The sequence below is a fragment of the Neisseria sp. P0024.S006 genome (assembly GCF_051956595.1).
Classification (GTDB): domain Bacteria; phylum Pseudomonadota; class Gammaproteobacteria; order Burkholderiales; family Neisseriaceae; genus Neisseria.
On the sequence record NZ_JBQCXH010000006.1, the window covers coordinates 96,897 to 113,955 of the forward strand.

The 17,059-nt window shown below is 53.5% G+C and carries 21 protein-coding genes; 1 reads left to right on the top strand and 20 read right to left on the bottom strand.

Features of this window, described 5'->3' with window-relative positions; genetic code table 11:
• Positions 1-94 precede the first annotated feature (94 nt).
• The 18 genes from ACTHUF_RS10720 to ACTHUF_RS10805 form a co-directional block, all read right to left on the bottom strand.
• Complete coding sequence (locus tag ACTHUF_RS10720) at positions 95-4,150, bottom strand: phage tail tape measure protein (protein ID WP_440407665.1); 4,056 nt, start codon at positions 4,148-4,150, stop codon at positions 95-97.
• A 109-nt stretch (positions 4,151-4,259) separates the two neighbouring features.
• On the bottom strand, positions 4,260-5,018 hold the full coding sequence (locus tag ACTHUF_RS10725; RefSeq protein ID WP_049344588.1) for a hypothetical protein: 759 nt from the start codon (positions 5,016-5,018) through the stop codon (positions 4,260-4,262).
• A gap of 12 nt (positions 5,019-5,030) precedes the next feature.
• Entirely contained in the window at positions 5,031-5,495 is a 465-nt protein-coding gene (locus ACTHUF_RS10730; protein ID WP_049344587.1) for a phage tail terminator protein, read from the bottom strand.
• A 1-nt stretch (position 5,496) separates the two neighbouring features.
• On the bottom strand, positions 5,497-5,928 hold the full coding sequence (locus ACTHUF_RS10735) for a phage virion morphogenesis protein (RefSeq protein ID WP_049344585.1): 432 nt from the start codon (positions 5,926-5,928) through the stop codon (positions 5,497-5,499).
• 3 nt (positions 5,929-5,931) lie between these two features.
• A complete protein-coding gene (locus ACTHUF_RS10740) occupies positions 5,932-6,342 on the bottom strand; it encodes a phage protein Gp36 family protein (protein ID WP_049344583.1) in 411 nt (136 codons plus the stop codon).
• A 57-nt stretch (positions 6,343-6,399) separates the two neighbouring features.
• A complete protein-coding gene (locus ACTHUF_RS10745) occupies positions 6,400-7,389 on the bottom strand; it encodes a major capsid protein (protein ID WP_049344582.1) in 990 nt (329 codons plus the stop codon).
• A 22-nt stretch (positions 7,390-7,411) separates the two neighbouring features.
• The gene (locus ACTHUF_RS10750; protein WP_049344580.1) at positions 7,412-7,747 is read right to left on the bottom strand and encodes a hypothetical protein; all 336 of its coding nucleotides are present in this window, start codon (positions 7,745-7,747) and stop codon (positions 7,412-7,414) included.
• On the bottom strand, positions 7,740-8,690 hold the full coding sequence (locus ACTHUF_RS10755) for a hypothetical protein (RefSeq protein WP_049344579.1): 951 nt from the start codon (positions 8,688-8,690) through the stop codon (positions 7,740-7,742). Before ACTHUF_RS10755 ends, ACTHUF_RS10750 begins: the two co-directional genes overlap by 8 nt.
• A gap of 430 nt (positions 8,691-9,120) precedes the next feature.
• Positions 9,121-9,447: a hypothetical protein gene (locus ACTHUF_RS10760; protein WP_049344576.1), complete on the bottom strand. Its 327-nt coding sequence runs from the start codon at positions 9,445-9,447 to the stop codon at positions 9,121-9,123.
• The gene (locus ACTHUF_RS10765; protein ID WP_049344575.1) at positions 9,444-10,742 is read right to left on the bottom strand and encodes a phage minor head protein; all 1,299 of its coding nucleotides are present in this window, start codon (positions 10,740-10,742) and stop codon (positions 9,444-9,446) included. The genes ACTHUF_RS10760 and ACTHUF_RS10765 overlap by 4 nt, the downstream gene beginning before the upstream one ends.
• Positions 10,729-12,174: a phage portal protein family protein gene (locus tag ACTHUF_RS10770; protein ID WP_049344573.1), complete on the bottom strand. Its 1,446-nt coding sequence runs from the start codon at positions 12,172-12,174 to the stop codon at positions 10,729-10,731. Before ACTHUF_RS10770 ends, ACTHUF_RS10765 begins: the two co-directional genes overlap by 14 nt.
• A gap of 50 nt (positions 12,175-12,224) precedes the next feature.
• Complete coding sequence (gene terL, locus ACTHUF_RS10775) at positions 12,225-13,835, bottom strand: phage terminase large subunit (RefSeq protein WP_371489933.1); 1,611 nt, start codon at positions 13,833-13,835, stop codon at positions 12,225-12,227.
• A gap of 4 nt (positions 13,836-13,839) precedes the next feature.
• Positions 13,840-14,661: a DNA cytosine methyltransferase gene (locus tag ACTHUF_RS10780; protein ID WP_049344461.1), complete on the bottom strand. Its 822-nt coding sequence runs from the start codon at positions 14,659-14,661 to the stop codon at positions 13,840-13,842.
• On the bottom strand, positions 14,654-15,160 hold the full coding sequence (locus tag ACTHUF_RS10785) for a DUF1804 family protein (RefSeq protein ID WP_004520456.1): 507 nt from the start codon (positions 15,158-15,160) through the stop codon (positions 14,654-14,656). The genes ACTHUF_RS10780 and ACTHUF_RS10785 overlap by 8 nt, the downstream gene beginning before the upstream one ends.
• Positions 15,161-15,162: 2 nt before the next feature.
• Positions 15,163-15,360 carry a hypothetical protein gene (locus tag ACTHUF_RS10790; RefSeq protein WP_049343850.1) on the bottom strand — a complete coding sequence of 66 codons (198 nt, stop codon included), beginning with the start codon at positions 15,358-15,360 and terminating at the stop codon, positions 15,163-15,165.
• Positions 15,357-15,623, bottom strand: coding sequence for a hypothetical protein (locus tag ACTHUF_RS10795; protein ID WP_004520458.1), 267 nt, complete (start codon positions 15,621-15,623; stop codon positions 15,357-15,359). Before ACTHUF_RS10795 ends, ACTHUF_RS10790 begins: the two co-directional genes overlap by 4 nt.
• A gap of 10 nt (positions 15,624-15,633) precedes the next feature.
• Entirely contained in the window at positions 15,634-15,972 is a 339-nt protein-coding gene (locus tag ACTHUF_RS10800; protein ID WP_049336674.1) for a hypothetical protein, read from the bottom strand.
• A complete protein-coding gene (locus tag ACTHUF_RS10805) occupies positions 15,969-16,187 on the bottom strand; it encodes a hypothetical protein (protein ID WP_049336672.1) in 219 nt (72 codons plus the stop codon). Before ACTHUF_RS10805 ends, ACTHUF_RS10800 begins: the two co-directional genes overlap by 4 nt.
• A 12-nt stretch (positions 16,188-16,199) precedes the next feature.
• Here ACTHUF_RS10805 and ACTHUF_RS10810 point away from each other — a divergent pair, with 12 nt between their 5' ends.
• Positions 16,200-16,370, top strand: a complete 171-nt coding sequence (locus tag ACTHUF_RS10810; protein WP_049336671.1) for a YegP family protein — start codon at positions 16,200-16,202, stop codon at positions 16,368-16,370.
• A gap of 44 nt (positions 16,371-16,414) precedes the next feature.
• Here ACTHUF_RS10810 and ACTHUF_RS10815 read toward each other — a convergent pair whose 3' ends face one another.
• Positions 16,415-16,720, bottom strand: a complete 306-nt coding sequence (locus ACTHUF_RS10815; protein WP_193388906.1) for a hypothetical protein — start codon at positions 16,718-16,720, stop codon at positions 16,415-16,417.
• Complete coding sequence (locus ACTHUF_RS10820) at positions 16,617-17,036, bottom strand: hypothetical protein (RefSeq protein ID WP_049343848.1); 420 nt, start codon at positions 17,034-17,036, stop codon at positions 16,617-16,619. Before ACTHUF_RS10820 ends, ACTHUF_RS10815 begins: the two co-directional genes overlap by 104 nt.
• Positions 17,037-17,059: the final 23 nt, after the last annotated feature.

The window sequence follows — 17,059 nt, forward strand, 5'->3', positions numbered from 1 at the left end:
CTTTGCGTATTTTTCTCAAAACCCTATTAAAACAAAAGCCCCGAATATCGGGGCTTGGCATGGTTGCATTCAGATGGGTACAACCCCTCTGAAACTATGTTGCGCGTTTCAGGGATGCGTGCAAACTGTCCATAAAACCGTTAACAGCTTTTTCGGCAACCGCCTGGTCGCGTTGCGCCAAAATTTGGTTAAGCTTTTCCGGGTCGATATTAACCTGCGTATTGCCGATTTGTTGCAACCGTTGGGCGGCATTGCTGCTGCCCTGCGAACCTTGGTTGCGGACTCGCTCTTGCGCGGCAGATTCGGCGCGTTTGTTGCGTTGGCGGTCGTAGATTTGCTGCGTCAACTCAATTTGACGCTGATATTCGCGTGCAACGTCGGTTTGTTTGAGGCGGTTGGCGTTATCGAGTTTTTGCTTCAGCTCGCGGATTTTTCTTTCTTGCTGTAAAGAATAAACCGCCTCCGTATTGCCATTAAGCTCGGCAAGCTCGGCCTCAAGCGCGCGGGTTGCATCATGCGCTTCTTGGCGCAGGGCATTCAGCCGGCGTTGGGCATCGGATATCGCATTGCGAAATTTGGTCAGCTCAGTGTTACCCAACTTGTCGGCAGCGCGAGAAGCTGCACTGGCCGCATCATTCAGGACATCTTGAGTAAGTGCACCCTTGGCCGCCGCTTCGTTCAGCCGTTGCATGGCGGCGTTTGCGCCATACAGCTGCTGCGTATAGTCCTTCATTTGTGCGGCTCGGAATGTGGCCTCCATGCCCAGCTTAATGCCGGAGAACTTCCGATTCATCAAATCCAGCTGCTCATTATTTAGCTTGTAAAATCCTGCCGTTTGCGTCAGGCGGTAGCCGTAGTCGCTAAACGATTTAGATGCATTTGCCGCCGCTTTGGCTGCATTGTCTGCCTCCGCTGCCGCTTCTTTGTTGGCTGTCGCCACTTTTCTGACCGATTGGGCATGGTTTTCCGCCGCTTGCGAGCCTTTGTCATGCGCGGCTTTCGCGGCTTCGCCTGTTTTAGCGGCAGTATCGTTCAGCCCTTGATAAGCGGCTTTGGCTTTTTCCGCACCGCCCGACGCCGCGTCGCCCAACCGGGCAAGCTGCTCCTGCGTCAACAGTGCCGCGTCGCCGCTGGCTTTGAGCTGGTGTTGAAACTCGGCAAATTCCTCTTTGCTTTTAAGTTTGCCCATCATAGCCTCAAAGGCTGCCTGTATCAGCTTGGCATCTTTTTGGCCGGCCGCCGCCGCTTCTGTCGAGGCCGTCTGAAAATCAGCAAATGCCTGCCGCGCATCACTGCTGATTCCCGTCATCACGGCCTTGCTGTCCACGCCGAGTTTGGCGAAGGTGTCGGCAACCTTGTCAGTCGACTCCCTTGCCGTATCTCCGATTTTCTTAATTTCTTCGGCCGTCAGCCCGGATTGCTTGCCTACCTTTTCCAATTCGGCCAAAAGAGCATCGGTTGATTCTTTGCTGTCCATCTGCTTGAGCGCGGCTTGAAACACTCGGCCCATCTGCTCGGCATCATTACCAAACTGAGAGGCAACACGCGAAAAATTGGCAATACCTTCCGCCGCCTTTTTGCTCATGCCGGTGGTTACTTCTTCCGCCGTCAAACCCAAAGCCTCAAGGGCTTTTTGTGCTGCGGCAAGCTCGCCTGTATCTGCGCTGATTTTGACGTTTTTTTTGTCAAGTTCGGCTTTCAGTTCGGCGGTTTTGGTACGCACGTTTTCCAGCTTGATTGCCAATTCGCTGTAAAAGTCGCTGGTTTCACGACCGTCGGCACGCAAGGCGGCCATACTGTGTTCCAACGCTGACAACTCTGTTGCAGACGCACGATATTCGGCTTGCAGGGCTTTGACGGCGGCTGCCTCTTCTTCGGCAGCTTTTTTCTTGGCGGCGGCGGCTTTTTCGGCAGCTTCCTGGGCTTTTTTATCCGCTATCTCCAACTCACGCTTAATTTGGGCTTCGGTTTTAAAAAACTCGTGATACTTGTCGAGACCGCCGGTGGTAAACAGGCTATCCAAAATAGCAGGAATACGGGCGAGGTTATCGCCGAAAATTTTTGCTAAATCCGTGTTTTCGCGCAGCCAGCCGCCCACACCACGGCCGACCTCAAAAGCCGCAAACAGTAATCCGGCATTGGATGCCGCCGTCTTGAGATTTTGAGCCAACGCTCCTGCAGCCGCCGCACCATTGCCGAAACCGTTACCGGCAGCAGCGGATTTGAGTGCGATGCCCAGCTCTCGTGCAGCGACAGTGGTCGACAGGATGGATGCTTTGGTTGCTTCAATTCCGACACGCTGGGTCGCAAATGATGCTGATACCGCACCACCAGTCAGGCGGACAGCCGCCTCATAAGCCTTGACTGCAACTGCGCCTGCTGCAAACAGCGTGGCAAGTTGCGTCAAACCTGGAAACTCTTCGGTAATCGCTCCGATTGCGCTTGCCACACTGCCGGCCGTACTCGCCAATAGAGACACCAAAGGCAGCAGCTTTTCGCCGACCTCGATGGCAACGTTGATGATTTCCTGCTTGGCTTTGTTGATTTGCGCCTCGCTGGTGGACATGGCGTTTGCCACCTCTTTTTGCATCGCGCCAACGACTTGCCCCTTGTCAGCGACCAAACCTAAAGCCTTTTCGTATTCGCCCAGCGAGCCGACCAAGAGGGCAATGTCGTCGCTGTATTCCGTGCCGAAGAGTTGCGAGAGCATTAGGGCGCGGCTTTGTTTGTCCAAGCCTTCGAGTTTGTGCAAGAATTCCGTTAAAGCCTGCTGCGGATTGGCGGCGATATTGGCTGCCATCTCGTCGGCAGACGTACCGATGCCTTCCAAGGCCGCCTGAAATCCTTTGCCCTGGCTTTGCGCGGTTTGCAATTTTTGCAGCATAGCATTGATGGCGGTCGCCGCCACTTCGGGCGGTTTGCCCAAGGCGATAAATGCGTCGGCAAGCGCGGCAGCTTCGTCGGCGGCCAGTCCGAACTGCTTGGCCGTACCGCCGATACGCGCCATTGCGGCGACAATGTCTTTTTCTCGTGCGGCGGTATTGTTGCCCAAAACGTTGATGGCATCGCCGAGCTTTTCCACTTCGCCGATTGGGAGTTGGAACACGTTGGCAATCGTCGCGGCGGCATTGCCTGCCTCTTCAGCGGTCATGCCGAAGGCAACCGACATCTTGGACGCGATGGCGGTAAATTCCGACAACTTCTCAATCGGGATGCCGAGCTGTCCGCCCGCTGCGGCAAGATCCGCCATTTCGGCGGCGGAAATGCCCAATTCCGCGCCCATTTTCTTCAGCTCGTCTGAAAGTTGGGCGTACTGCTCGTCCGTGCCTTCGGCGACTTTTTTCACGCCCGCCATAGCGGTTTCGAACTTCATTGCCTCGCGGGTGGCAAACGCCAAGCCGCCCGCACCGCCGACCAAGCCCTGAATCTCCGAAGCAACCTCGGCAATAGACGGCTTCACACCTTTCAGGCTGGCTTCAAGTTCGCGCACCTTGCCTTCCTGCAACTGCGCCGCCCGGGCTAATTCTTCATGCGAGAGTGTGCCGCTGTTTTTAAGCAATTCGTAGGCGTCTTTGGTCTTTTGGATTTCCTGCCGTGCTTTGTCGTCGGTATCGATGCCAAGCTGGATTTTTGCATCAGCAATGGCTTTTAGGGTTTGCGCTTCGGCGGTCAGGCGGTCTAGCTGCGCTGTTGCGGCGGCAGATTCGGACGACAGGCGCGCCTCTTCGGCGGCAAGATTTTTGACGGACACGCCCGACACCGACATCGCATCGCGGGCGGCATACAGCTTGCCCGTTAGCTCGGTTTCGCTTTTTGCCAGGCGTTCGGATTCGGCACGCAGTTTTGCCAAATCGGCCTGCTGTTGCTGCGTACCGCCGCCGCGCATGGATTTCTCCAACGTCGCGGTCAGCTCGTCCAGTGCACGCATTTCTTTAGCGGTATTGTCCAATTCCGCCGACAACGCCTTATATTCTGCAATTGCCGCCTGTTGCGCTTGTGCTTTAGCCAGCGTTGCGCCCAGCTCTTTCGCTTCGGTGGTCAGCTTGCCCGTATCTATGCCCGCCGCCTCGATGGACTGCGCCAGCGCGTCGATATTTTCAACGCCGGACACGCCTGCCTTAATCTCTAAACCTGCCTGAATATTCGCCATGATTTAATCCTGTTTTAAAACCCGTTTAAAAAAGGCCGTCTGAAACCTGCCGCCGCTGCGCCTACACGCAGAAGCCAGTTTCAGACGGCCTTTGTTTATTACCGAATCTTTAGTTGTTGTACGACGTGAAGGAATAGGTCGAGGTCTCGCCCGAAGCCAATACCGCCGTGCCTTTAAATTCGGCTTCGTTGAAGTCGTCGCCGAACCAGTCGATACTGCCGTCCGCCGCCAGTACGGCATGGGGGATATGCAGGATGCCGGTCTCGCCGGTAACGCGGTTGCGGCCGTCGACGTAGATTTCCAAGTCCAATTTAGACAAGGTCGCGGCAGAGACTTTATAGCCGCCGGAATCGCGGGTTTTGTAGTCGACGGTGATGTTTTCGCCGTCGTTGACAGTATCTGCGACCGGCAGGATGGTAATCATGCCCAAGGTGGCATTGATGTCCAAATGCTTGGCATCGACATTGGCGTTTGACTTGTTTTTGACTTTGACGGTAGCCGGATCGATATTGCCGTTTGCCAGCTTGTACGCCATGCCTTTTTTGCCGATGGTCACGGTCTCGCCGGTAACGGTCTGCGCCGTAGCCGCGATGACGGCGGCTTCGCCCATCAGGGCAAGCGCGAGGTTGTCTTTGTCGAAGGTGTCGAGTTTCAGGCCGATTTCGGTGGGCTTGACGGTTTTCAGGCTGTCAAGTGCGCTGCCGTAAGTGCCTTTTTGCTTGGATACGCGCTCTTTGGTTTCCACGCTGGTTTGCGTGGTCAGGGCAGTGGTATTGCCGATTTCGATAAAGCCAGAGCCTTTTTGATTGAGGTTGCGCACCTTAACGTCGCCCTCAAAGATTAAGCCGTGGTCGTTTTGTTTTGCCATGTGGCAGCTCCTTTAGTTTGCCGCCTGCACGGTGTCGCAGGCGAATGAAATAGGGTAAAAGGCAAAGCCGTCGTTGTATTCGATGGATGGCGAGGCGATGCGGCGGAAGGGGGTAACGGCATATTCGTCGCCCGCATCCCAGCCTGAAAACGCCTGTTGGATTGCCGTCAGGGTCTCGCCGACCTCGTACAGCGTGGATTTGCCGTTGGCGGTGTAGCTTCGCGCGAGGGCGAAGGTAAAGTGCAGCGTCGATTTGAGGAATTTGCCGTTTTTCGCTTCGTCGGCAAAGGTTGAGCCGCCGTAAACGACATAGACCGCGCCGTCCAGCGGGGCGGCTTTGCGTTTCGCCGTGCCTTGGGCGAGCAGCTCGGCAAGTTCGCCGATCTCCTTGACCGCCTTAATGCCTTTGACGGTTTTCAGACGGCCTAGGATTTCGGGATAGACCGCCAATAAGTTTTCATGCTGTTTTAAAGCCATATCAGACAATCAATCCTTCCAGCCAATCGGACATCAATTCGTCGATGTCCTGATAATCTTGCGAAGACAAGCCCAAAAACGGACGCGCCGGCATGGTTTTCGTGCCTTCCTGCACATAAACCGAGTAGCCCATTACCGAGCCGGTAATCACGCTTTTTGCCGATGCCTCGTGCGTAATGCTTGCCAAGAGGTTGCCGTGGTCCACCAAAATCCCGCCGCGTCCGTTTTTGGCTTGTGCCGTAGCGGGGGATACGTCCGCCCAGCGTTTGCCGTCGGGCGCGGTTTTGGTTTCGGCGATACGGCGGCGGGTCGAAAATTCGAGGATGCCGCCGATAGCGCGCAAAGGCTCTTCAAGGCTGCCGTTCAACCTGCCCGACAGGCGGTTCAGGCTTTGGGCGATACGCGATAAGTCGTGTGATACCGTAATCCGCATCGCTTACTCCTTCAGCCATTCCCGCAAATCGGGTTCGGCATTGACATAAACGGCACACGTTGACGGTCTGCGGTCATCCGATACGCGGCTATCGTCCAGCATATTCGGATTTTTGACGACCATCTTCAGCCAGGCGATTGCCGACTGATAACGCTCCTCCACAATGCCTGTTACCGCATCGTCGTAGAGGTAGTAGCGGGCAATGTCGCAGACTTTGATTTTCAAAACCTGCGGCGCGGTGTCGTTGGTAAAAAACAGTTTCGCCGCCCGAAGGTAGCTTGCCGCTTCTTCTTCCGCATCGGCAATTGCCGCCGCCATCACCGCTTCGTCTATTGTCTCGTAGTTCTCATGATTCGACCGTTCCGCCATTTCCTGCTCGCCGAAGCGGGTAATCATGTCTTGGATGGTAATCATGCCGTCCTCCGTTTTCAGACGGCCTTTTTGTTGCCTTAAAGGCCGTCTGAAATCCGTTTAAGACATGGTCAGCGTTGCCAACAACTCGGGGCGCAGTGCAATCGGCAATGGATTGGACTGCATATGCAGGCTCCAGCCTTTGTCATGCTGCAATTTCTCGCGGCTGGCGTAATACGGCAGGGCGCGAGTGTTGACGGTCGCGGACATATCGGCGGGCGCGAAATACTCTTTGTAGAGATTACGGCCGACCGGCAGCAGAATGGCTTTGTCCGCACCGATGTCGGCGTCGCTGCCGAAGTGGTTGGCGTATTCGATAAAGCGGATGCCTTTGTGGATAAATTCGGTCGGATTGAGCGTATCGCCCTCGCGGTAGGCGCGTGCCTCATCGTAGCGTTTGTACACTTCGAAGATGGACTTATGCTCTTTGAGCGCACTTAAAAACTCCATGCCGCAATAGACAACCCAGCCGCGCACTTGCGCACCGTTGAATTTTTGGCGTTGTTCGGACAAGAGTTTGTCCAATACCGCGCCGACTTTGGTCGTGTCTTTCGACAATTCGATGTTTTGCGTTTTGCGTGTAACGCCGAAATCGGTGTTAATGTCCAAAATCACGCTGCCGTCCGCATCCAAAATCTTGCCTTGCAACGCGCCGAGCATCAGATGCTCGCGTGTGTATTCGAGGTCGGATTTGCCACCGGCCAGCTTTTCGTTGACCTTGTCCATGACGGTTGCGGCTTGGGTCGTGCCGAAAGCACGCAGGTTTTGTACATCGTCCGCGCGGATAACGTCGTTAACCGGCAGGTGTGGGATTTTGACGGTGTGAATTTTGCGTTTCGGGCTATCCACTGCCTGACCGGCCGTGCCGCGCTCTTTGCTGGCAACCAAGCTGACTTTGCCGTCTTGGAACTCAATGTCGGCATAAGTGGTGGTCAGGTATTCGGGTTCGAAAATACCCAGCTCGCGGATTTGGCTTGCGCCCGGGTCGATTTTGTTGACGGCAGTGGTCAAAGCCTGCACGCCAAACTTGCTGTTATCGGATAAAGGCATATTTTTTCCTTATTTCAAATAATTAAACGTCAGATGCACCGAATTTCGGTAGGTTGACGTAAACAATCCCATACGCGTCGCCTTCTTTTTTCATATCCGCGTCGGACCCGAATGCTGCCTTAGCTTGGATAAGAATATCCTTACACTCGATGATGCAATTGAAAGGTTGAACAATAACTTTCCCATCAGCCTCATCTGTTAAAGCAACAAGTTTTTTCTTGCGTAGCGGATACGTCACAAAACTACCCGCTTTAGTACCGGCATCCGCAGCAACAGCCACACGCGTCAACGGCGTTGCTTCGTATTTCAAAAAATCGGAGACAACAGGGCCGAGGATTTCGGTTTTGGCTTTAGACATAAGCGCCTCCCAATAAGCCTTTGTGGCTGGCTACGGAAAACTTGCCCTCCGCCTCGCCGGTGTGTTCGGATTCGCCTTTGCCTGCGCCTTCGCTCAACAGCGCGGCCGGTACGGCAGACGGGGCGGCTTTCGGCGTCAAATCGGCAATCATGGCTTCCGCCGCTTCGATATCGGCAGACAAAAGTACGGTCATGGTTGCGTCGGACAAGCCTTCAAACTTGCCGTCTTCGCCTTCCTTGAAGCCGGCGGCGGACAATTTCGCCTTGACTTGGTTTTTCTTGGCAGCCGCTTCGGCTTCTTTCAGCTTTTTCTCGGCTTCGGCTTTTTCAGCCTTGAGCGTATCGACTTCCGCTTTCAGGTTGTCAAACGCTTGCTTTTCTTCGGGTGTCATAGATAACTCCAAAGGTTGTTTAAAAATATCCGGCAAGGGGCTGCCGTCCGACAACACCACCGCTTCCGTCTCGCCATCTACGCCGACGGCGGTAAACGATACTTCGCGTATCGCACAACGACGCAGGATGACGGCCGGCCCGGTTACCTCGTTGCCGTTGACGGACAATACTGCGCCCGCCGCCAGCTCCTCGTAGGATTCCGCCTGCGCGTAAACCGACATTTCCCACGGAAAACCTTGGTCGGCGGCTTCGGCAATCTGCGTGCCAAACTCGTTGGACAACAGACTGCCTTCCGCAATCAGGCCATCCGCCGTTACAGACAGGCTGCACACGCCCGCCATCTTGACGGGGGAATGTTCCAACAAGACGGGGACGGACGCTTTGTGCGACAGCTGGGCCAAATCGACGACTGTCTGATAACCGCCGTAGCCGAACGGCTTGCCCGAATTGGCAACGCCTTTAAAAGTACGCACCTTGTCGGCACCGGTCGCCAGGGCAACCGGCAGCGCGGCGGACAATTTGATTTTGAGGGGGGTGTTGTTCGTATCCATTGCTCCATTTTGCCTTGCCAAGTTCAAAAAGACGGACGGCAGGATTTCACTTCCCAATCCAAATGCAAAAGCCGCCCAAAACCCGAATATCAGGTTTCAGACGACCTTTGAAAATCCTCATGCGTAAAATATGAAAATACCCACTTTAAAACCGCTTTAGAATCGCGTTAGATTGATTTTCGAGATTCTGACGGGGGTTTGTCTATCTTCGGCATCCGACCCGCCTAAAATCGCAAATTTGGGGCATATCCAAAAACGCAGACGGCAGCGGTTTAAAAAAACGTTTTCAGGGGGCTTTTAGGGCTGCGTCAGATTGCATTTAAACTCTCGGACATATCTTTGCCTATCCTGACCGATAAAACGCGCTTAAACGTGGAATTTGAGCGTTTATGAAAAAGGCCGTCTGAATCGGTTTCAGACGGCCTTCGGGTTATACAGGTTTAAATCTCGGATCGGCTTCCAGGGCGGTTTTTAAAGCCGCTTTAAACGGCTTCACGGATTCCAGCCGGTCGGCACCCTGCATAATGAGATTATAAATAGCACGATAATATTTTTCCGGCGCGGCATGGATAGAAAAAACTTCCCAATTACTGTATTCAAATTCTTCCGCATATTCCGGCGCAATTTCATACATGGCAGGGGTCATATAAGCGAACAAATCCGCACACGCTCCTTTGTTCATCTCCACTTCGGCCCAATGGTATACATCATCATCCTGTTTGATTGCACGGATTGTCATTCCGCTAGGCGTACTCATTTTGATTCCTTCACTAAAATTCTGATTTTATTCCTTTGTACTTCGGGTAATGATAGCACATACTGAAGCACCCGATGTCGATTCGTCAGATTTAACGCCGAAAAATCAAGCGGTACAATATCAGCTTTCTGCAAATGCTCTTGGATGGTTTTCATCTGTCCGCTCCAGATTTCGTCCGTTTTCTGAAAATAATGATTCATCTTTTCAAGCTTAAACGGCTCTGTAACATACATGAAATCCAAACGCAGCCACTTTTCTTTCGGCAGATTCGGATCGGAAATCAAATAATCTGCAGGTTTCCTGCCATCCGTTTCACCCAAATCAAACACCTCCAGCCTGTCTCCGGTTGCCTGCTGCCAAGCTGCCGCGGCTTCGGCTTCATAAACAGAAATATTGTTGCCGCCTGATGCTTTTGCCGCCAACCGTTTTACTTCCTTCTCCGACACCTTATCCGACAAAGCCAACACCGCTACTTTATCAGACGGCACGCTGTACCGCTTGTCCAGCCACGCTTCGCGCTCGGCAATCATGGCGGCCAGTGCCTCTTCGCCGTTTCGCTCGCCAAACAGCGCGTCCATTGCGCCCAATCGGTCGCCGTGATTGTGTGCAAAGCTCGGCGTGATGTCGTCGGGAATCAATACCGTTTGACCTGTGCGCGGATTGGTAAACTCGACCATATCCACATCAGGCTCGCCGCTGATGCCCTCGCGTTCCGCCTGCCGACGGGTCAGCGCGGAAACCGAGCATTTGCAGCCATAGCCGTTGGGCGGGAAGATGACTTTCCAGATGTCGTGTTCGACGGGCAAAATCAGCCCGTAGTAGCGTTTATGGCTGTCGCGCGGATGCCCGGCGGCGGAATGGTTGTAGCGCAAATACGGCAGGGCTTTTTTGTTTGCCTGTATCCGTTGCCACTGCCCCGCCGCAAAGGCGGTTTGCATATTGGTATTAAAGATGGTTTTCAGACGACGTGTACTGCCAAGCTGTACCAATTTCGGTTCGCCGTCCAGCGGGTCGGTCATTACTTGCTCGCCCCACCAGCCTTTCGCCATCAAATACGGTTTTAAACGCTTTTTAAAATCGGCGAATGCCGTGCCGTTTTGCTGCGCGGATTCGATGGCATCTTTGACTTCGGCGAGCATATCCGCGTCCATCATCTTGGCGACGGTAAACGCGAGGCTGTGCTGATACAGCCATACGTCGTAATGCGAAAACCCGGGCAGGATTTTCTTAGCCTTGAAATGCTCGAAAGCGGATTTATCGACCAGCCCCGCGAAGTTGTATTCAATCCCGTCCATCGCCTGCTCCGTCAACCCAAGCCGAAAGGCCGTCTGAAACCAAACGCTGGATCAAGAGATTGTCGCCCTTGCTCAAATCAAGTTCGGACAGCTTCGCCTCAAATTCGGCGTAGTCTTTGCAGCTTTCCAGTAAACCCAACACCGCCTCCATTTTCGGTCGGGCGATTGCCTGCTCCGCCGTATCGGGCGCATTATGGGCAAGGCCGTCAGACAGGCGCAGGCTGAATTTGGCGGGCGCAGGGTTTTCAGACGACGCTTTCGGGTCGCGCAGCTCGAAATGTTCCGGCTCAAAGCCCAAGATGTCGCGATAGTAGGTTTCGGTCAACACGAGCTGCCCCGTATCCATATACATCTTGTCGCGTTCGGCTCGGGTTTTATCAACCTTGATTTCGTCTTCAAACTCAAACCATACGCCTTTGGGCGCATTAATCGGCTTGCCGTAGGCGTTGTTGACCATCACAAGCGCGTCGATAAAGTGCTGTGCAGCGCGGGAGAGCAGAGCGAGATACGCGCCGATACGCTCGTCGCGGTTGTTTTCTTCGGTTTCCTGACTGGCGCGGCTGGCGGTCTCAAGGTCGCTGGTTTTGACCTTGCCCAACAGCGTTTTTTGGATGCGCACATTGGCGAGGTTTTCCAATCGGCGGAATGCCTGACCGTCCGCGCTGTTTTGCAGCATCATCACATCGTCTTCGCGTTCGATGCTCAATGCGCCGCCGCTCACAAAACGGTAAAAACGGCTCATGAAACTGTCGTGGTCGTCGTTGCTGTTGGCTTGGATTTTGGCAATCAAATACGGCTGGGCGTAGCGCGTGATGAATTGTGCCGCATAAATAAAGCCTTTTTTACGCAACGCAACCGGCGCATACAGCCGCGCCGCCGCCATTTCGCCCGCAGGATTGGTTGAAGTGGCGCGGTGGGTAATAAAGAGATACAGCACGTCCGTATTGCAGGCTTCCTCACCGCCGCTGCCGCGATACACCAGCGAACCGTCGCGGTAGGGAACGTATTTCGCCAATTCGCCGCTTTTGTTGCTGATATGCTTAATCGTCAAAAAGCCGTCGGGTTCGGGCTGATAAACGTACCGACCGACACCATAGCCGCCCAGACGCGCCGTCAGGACGATTTCGGCAAGCGCGGGCAGGTGGCGTTTAAGCGTTTTCCATAGACGGTCTTTGTCTTCGTCGCTCAAGTCCTCGCCATAAATGCGCCACGCCTTGTTCTGCATGGCGGAATGCAAATCCTCCAAACAGGCAGCCACCTCATCGTCGCCCGACACCGCATCCAACGCCTGCTGTCTGTCCACGCCGAGACGCGAAAGCAGCGCGTCCGTGCCCTCCATATTGGAAAACAGGCTTTCCAGCGCATCTTCGGTCGCGCTCGTCAATGTCTTGATGGCGGTTTTCCGCGTTGCGCTTTTAATCAATCCGAACATATTTCTTACTCCGAAAGGCCGTCTGAAAACGGTTTCAGACGACCTTAAAATCACATTTCCAACATCGGCGCAGGTAAATCAATCGCACGTGCTCTGTTTGACACATTGCCCGTTGTTGCCGCCATCCACAGCATATGAAGCGCATCGGGTCCATCGTCGTGGTCGGCTTTTGGGAAGTGGCGCAACTGGCTGATTAAGGTCTTTTGGTCGGGTTTGAGCAAAATCAACCCGTTTGCCATGTGTGGCTGCAAAGTCTCAATCCGCAACATCTTGTCCGATGACGGCTTGATACCGCGCACGGGGATATGCACACCCGACCGCGCCCCGCGCTTAATCAGCTCATCCTTGAGAAACTCTTGGAATTGCACCGTCTCCACCACCCACAAAACAGGCTTGACCCGCGCCTCTTTTTGGATGCGGATCACGTCCTCAATAATCAAATCGGGCAGGCGTTTTTTTACTTGGGCAACGGTTACGAACAGACGGCCTGTTGATTTCTGATAACCGCCGACCAAAATCGCCGACGGGTCGCGCCCCGCGCCCGCTTTACCCAATGACGGGTCGAGTGCGCCGTAGTACACCAAATCGTCCGGCAACTCCGACCAGTATTTGATGTTTTCGGCAAACGGCGCATCTTCGCCACTGACCGGGTCGTTTTGATACTCGCTGTCAAATGTCGCATGACCGTCGCGGGCGCGGATTTTCATCAGCGCCAACACGCCGCGAGCCGCCCAGCTTGTTTGCGCGCCACGCTCCATCTCGTCTTTATTGGCGAGGTAAAACGCCTCGGCCACCGTCTCGCCGTCGTTTCGGAAAAGTTCCTCCCAGCGGTCCCACAAATCCATGCGGTCAGGCCAGCGTTTCATCGCCTTAAACTTAATACCGTGCCAAAACGGGTTATTCAAAGTGCGGTTAAGTACGCTGTCGTAATGCAAAATTGTGCCGATATATATCACATCGTATTTCTGACCAACCCCGCCCAAAGGCAATACAGTCTTAGTCAGCCACGCATTGAGCTTGTCGCGCTGTTCGGGGTTGCGGACTTGTTCGTCATTCTCGATATCGTCCAAAACAGTTAAGTCAGGACGGTAAGGGCCGTGACGCAAACCGCGCAGCTTTTTACCGCTACCGGCCACTTGGACTTTAACGTCATTGGCCGTCACAATCGTACCGGCCTGCCATACACGGCCTTGCCCGCATACTTCCGGAAAGTCGGTTTTCAAGCGTGGATTAAACTCAAGTTCTGCCTTAATGGCCTCCAGCATCGGATACGCTTGGTCGATACTGTCCATTACGATGACCGCATAATGTTTTTGGCCTGTCACAATACACCACAGCGTAAACAACTGAGTAACCTGCGTCGACTTACCCTCGCCACGCGGCGCACCCACTGCCTCATTTTCCCCTTTGAGGGAGCGGATAATATCCGGCAGACGGCTGAATAAAAACGCATGCAGTTCGGATTTCTCAGGCGAGCGGATATAATGGGGGAAGTAGGTATTTACGAAATATTCGTAACCGCCTACCGGGTCAAATACCTTGGTACGGCGTGCAGCAATAGCCTTGGGCGACGCATCAAAGCCGTCCACTTCCGCTTCGATGACTTGGCGCAGGCTGGCAGCCAGTTCGGCAAGGGATTTGAGGAATTCTTTTGTTTTCATGCATTTAAAAAGTCTTAATCAATTTTTCGGCAATCCAGCGTGAGACCGGCGGACAGACGGCGTTTCCCGCAGCTTGAGCCTCCGCAATGTTGGCCTCATCCATTCCGAGGCAAAGCCCATCATCGTTAGACGCTCTTTGCCGCTCAACCATCGCACCCCGTCCGTTGGGCGTAACGAGAATATTTGTGCCTGAGCGGTCAATGGCTCCCTTGGAAATCCCTCTAAGCAAAGTACCATGTGGCTTTTGTAGCCCATACGTCTCAACCGCGCGAGGTAAGACTCCAATTGAGCCGGCGTCAGCCATAAACTCATAGGGGGGGTACTCTCCCAAGCCAGCGACCAAGAAAACCCGACGGCGTGCCGTGGGGACTCCGAAATATGCTGCATTAAGCACGCGCCAGTATCCCACATACCCGCATTCGGCAAGGGACTTGATGACTGTTTGAAAGTCTTCGCCATTGTTGCTATTGAGCAAACCCGTAACGTTTTCAAGGACAATCCAGCGGGGTTTAAGCTGGTCGACAATACGCATTGCGTCATAAAATAAACCTGTTCTTTCCCCGGCAAGACCTTTACGCTTACCGGCTATTGATACATCCTGACATGGGAATCCGCCAATAATCACATCTACCGGCCATAATTCTGACAATACCGTTCTGACATCCTCAAACTGTTTTGCGTGTGGGAAGCGGTCGGTCAAAACTGCACGGGGTACAGGATTAATCTCTACTTGCCAAGCAGTGTCAAAACCAGCCTGTTCAAATCCCAAATCAAACCCGCCAATACCTGCAAAAAGGCTTCCGACGGTAGGTTTTTGCTTATCCAAACTTCTTCTCCACTTCCGCCCCAAACGGCTCCAATACCTCCACAAAGGCAGGCAAATGTTTGGGGTGTTTTTCTTGCACAAACGCCATCAAGAACTCAATCAATTCCAAAGCCGTCGCCAGTTTTGACGTTTCCGGCATCACGCGGGCATTGGCTGATACGGTTTTGGTAAACGCATCGGCCAGGCTGGCCAACAGCTTCGCACGGTCGGATGGCGGCAAATCTTCGGTACTCGAATCCTGCAGCATCGTCATCGTGCTGTTGTACTGCACCATAAAACCGGCCAACATCGCACGGCTCAAGTCCTCAATACCGCCGCCGGCCAAAGTGTAGGCGGCGCGCATCTTATCCCAGTCGTCGCCTTTTTCCTTATCCGCACGTTTCCACGCACGCGCAGTGGCCTGCGGGATTTCGCACATCAAGGCTGCCGTTTCCAAAGTTTGCTCGCCGCTCACATAGAGCCGGCGTAACTTTTCACGGATTTCTTGCGGGTGAGCCATAATTACAGTCCCATTTTCGCTTTAAGCAATTCCCAGCCGACCGTAATCACGCCGCCGCCGATCGCGCCGAATGTAATGGCCGTGCGTTTCGTGTCTTGGCGGATTTGTGCAATTTCCGCCTGCATTTCCTTCTGATTTTTCAGAGTTTGATCAGTCTTGTTTTCAATACGCGCCAAGGCTTCCAAAATCGGGTCGCTCATGATTTGTCCGCTTTCCTGTCCAGTTTTTCGTTTACTTTTTCTAACTTGTTTTCAATTCGTTCCAACGCTGCTGCAATATTAGTGCTGTCTGCCTTGGCGTCCGCCTTGGTGTGATAAGAGAGCTTGACCGCGTGCAGCTCCTCTTTAAGGTCGTCGATACGCTTGTCCGCCTCTTTCAGACGGCCTGAAATGCCGTTGACCCAAAACCAAAACGCCGCCGTCGCAATCGGCCACAAGGTTTTAAAACCAAATTCAAAGTCCATTTAAAACCCCTTAAACCGGCACATCGCCGAATACGATACGGACGGAGTGGCCGTCAGGGCGATTGCTGAAAATTTCGAGTCCATCTCCATCATTACAAACGCAGTAATACGCCGAAATCGTCTGCCAAACTGCACGCTTAAAGGTGTCGTAGTTTGTATTTGGATATTCAAGGTTAAAGGTCGTCTGAAAATCCTTATTCATCCGTACCGTATATTCAACCCCTGCCTTATCCAGCAGATTAGAAACATGAATGACAAACGGCTCTTGTTCGCGGGAGCGGCTTAAGCCCAATTCCAAATCGGCATGGCGCACAGCCAACTGACGTTCAACTAATTCACGGTAGGTCATTCTTTGATACCCATTAAATATTTTATCCGTCTGTACAACTTCTTAACCCACGAAATATTTACAAATGTATAAATCTTTGTTACAACTTCGCCGTCATACTGCGCATTTTCCTGTGCAGCCCGAAATTTTGCCCGGGCTTCTTCAGGGCTGTCCGCCCAAATGCTCAATGACCAGGACTTGCCGTCAAAGCGGTAAGAAAACGTGTACTCATTCATAGGAGAAACCTTATGTATTTTGAAATCTATAAAGACGCAAAAGGCGAATACCGTTGGCGTTTGAAAGCAGCCAACCATGAAATCATCGCTCAGGGCCAAGGCTACACCAGCAAGCAAAACTGCCAGCACGCAGTCGATTTGGTGAAAAGCACTACCGCCGCGACCCCTGTAAAAGAGGTATAAAATCCGCTTTTACCCTAAGCCCGCGCCCTACGCGGGCTTTTTTGTCAGTCGCCGACTTTGCGGGAGCGATTGCCCGCCCAGTCGCGCCACGCTGCGTTTTGGTTTTCCAGCTCCGAAACATAGCCGCCAAACTCAGCGGCGTGTTCGAGCAGCGTTGCCGTCTTGCCGTCCTTCGGAGGACTCGGGCGTACCGGCGCGACCATCAACGCAGCAGGCGGTGTCGGCATGATCGCCTTTTCGACAACCTTAATTTCCGTAGCCGAGGGCGCGGTTGTAGAGCTGCAGGCCGTGATGGCCAAAGCCGTCAATACAATTACCGCTTGCATTTTTACGGTCTTGAGTAAGGACATTTTCGATTTCCTTTTTATTTTCCGTTTTCAGACGGCTGACTTCCGCCTGTTTTTTCGCCAAAGCCATACCGACGGCGTGTGCTTTGACTTCATATTTTTTAGCTTCCGCACGCGACTGTTCCAATTCGCGCGCATAGTTTTGAGCCGACAACAGCAGGGCTTGCGCCTTATCGTGCTCCATCTTGTCGATGACCGCCTGCTGCTTCGCAAACGCCGACTTGTAGCCTTGATGGTGCGACACAGCCAAGCCCGTGCCGATAAGTGCGATGATGGCAATCGGTTGCCAGTTATTCGCCAGCAGTTTCACGAGATTCATTCTCGACCTCCTGACGTTTCACG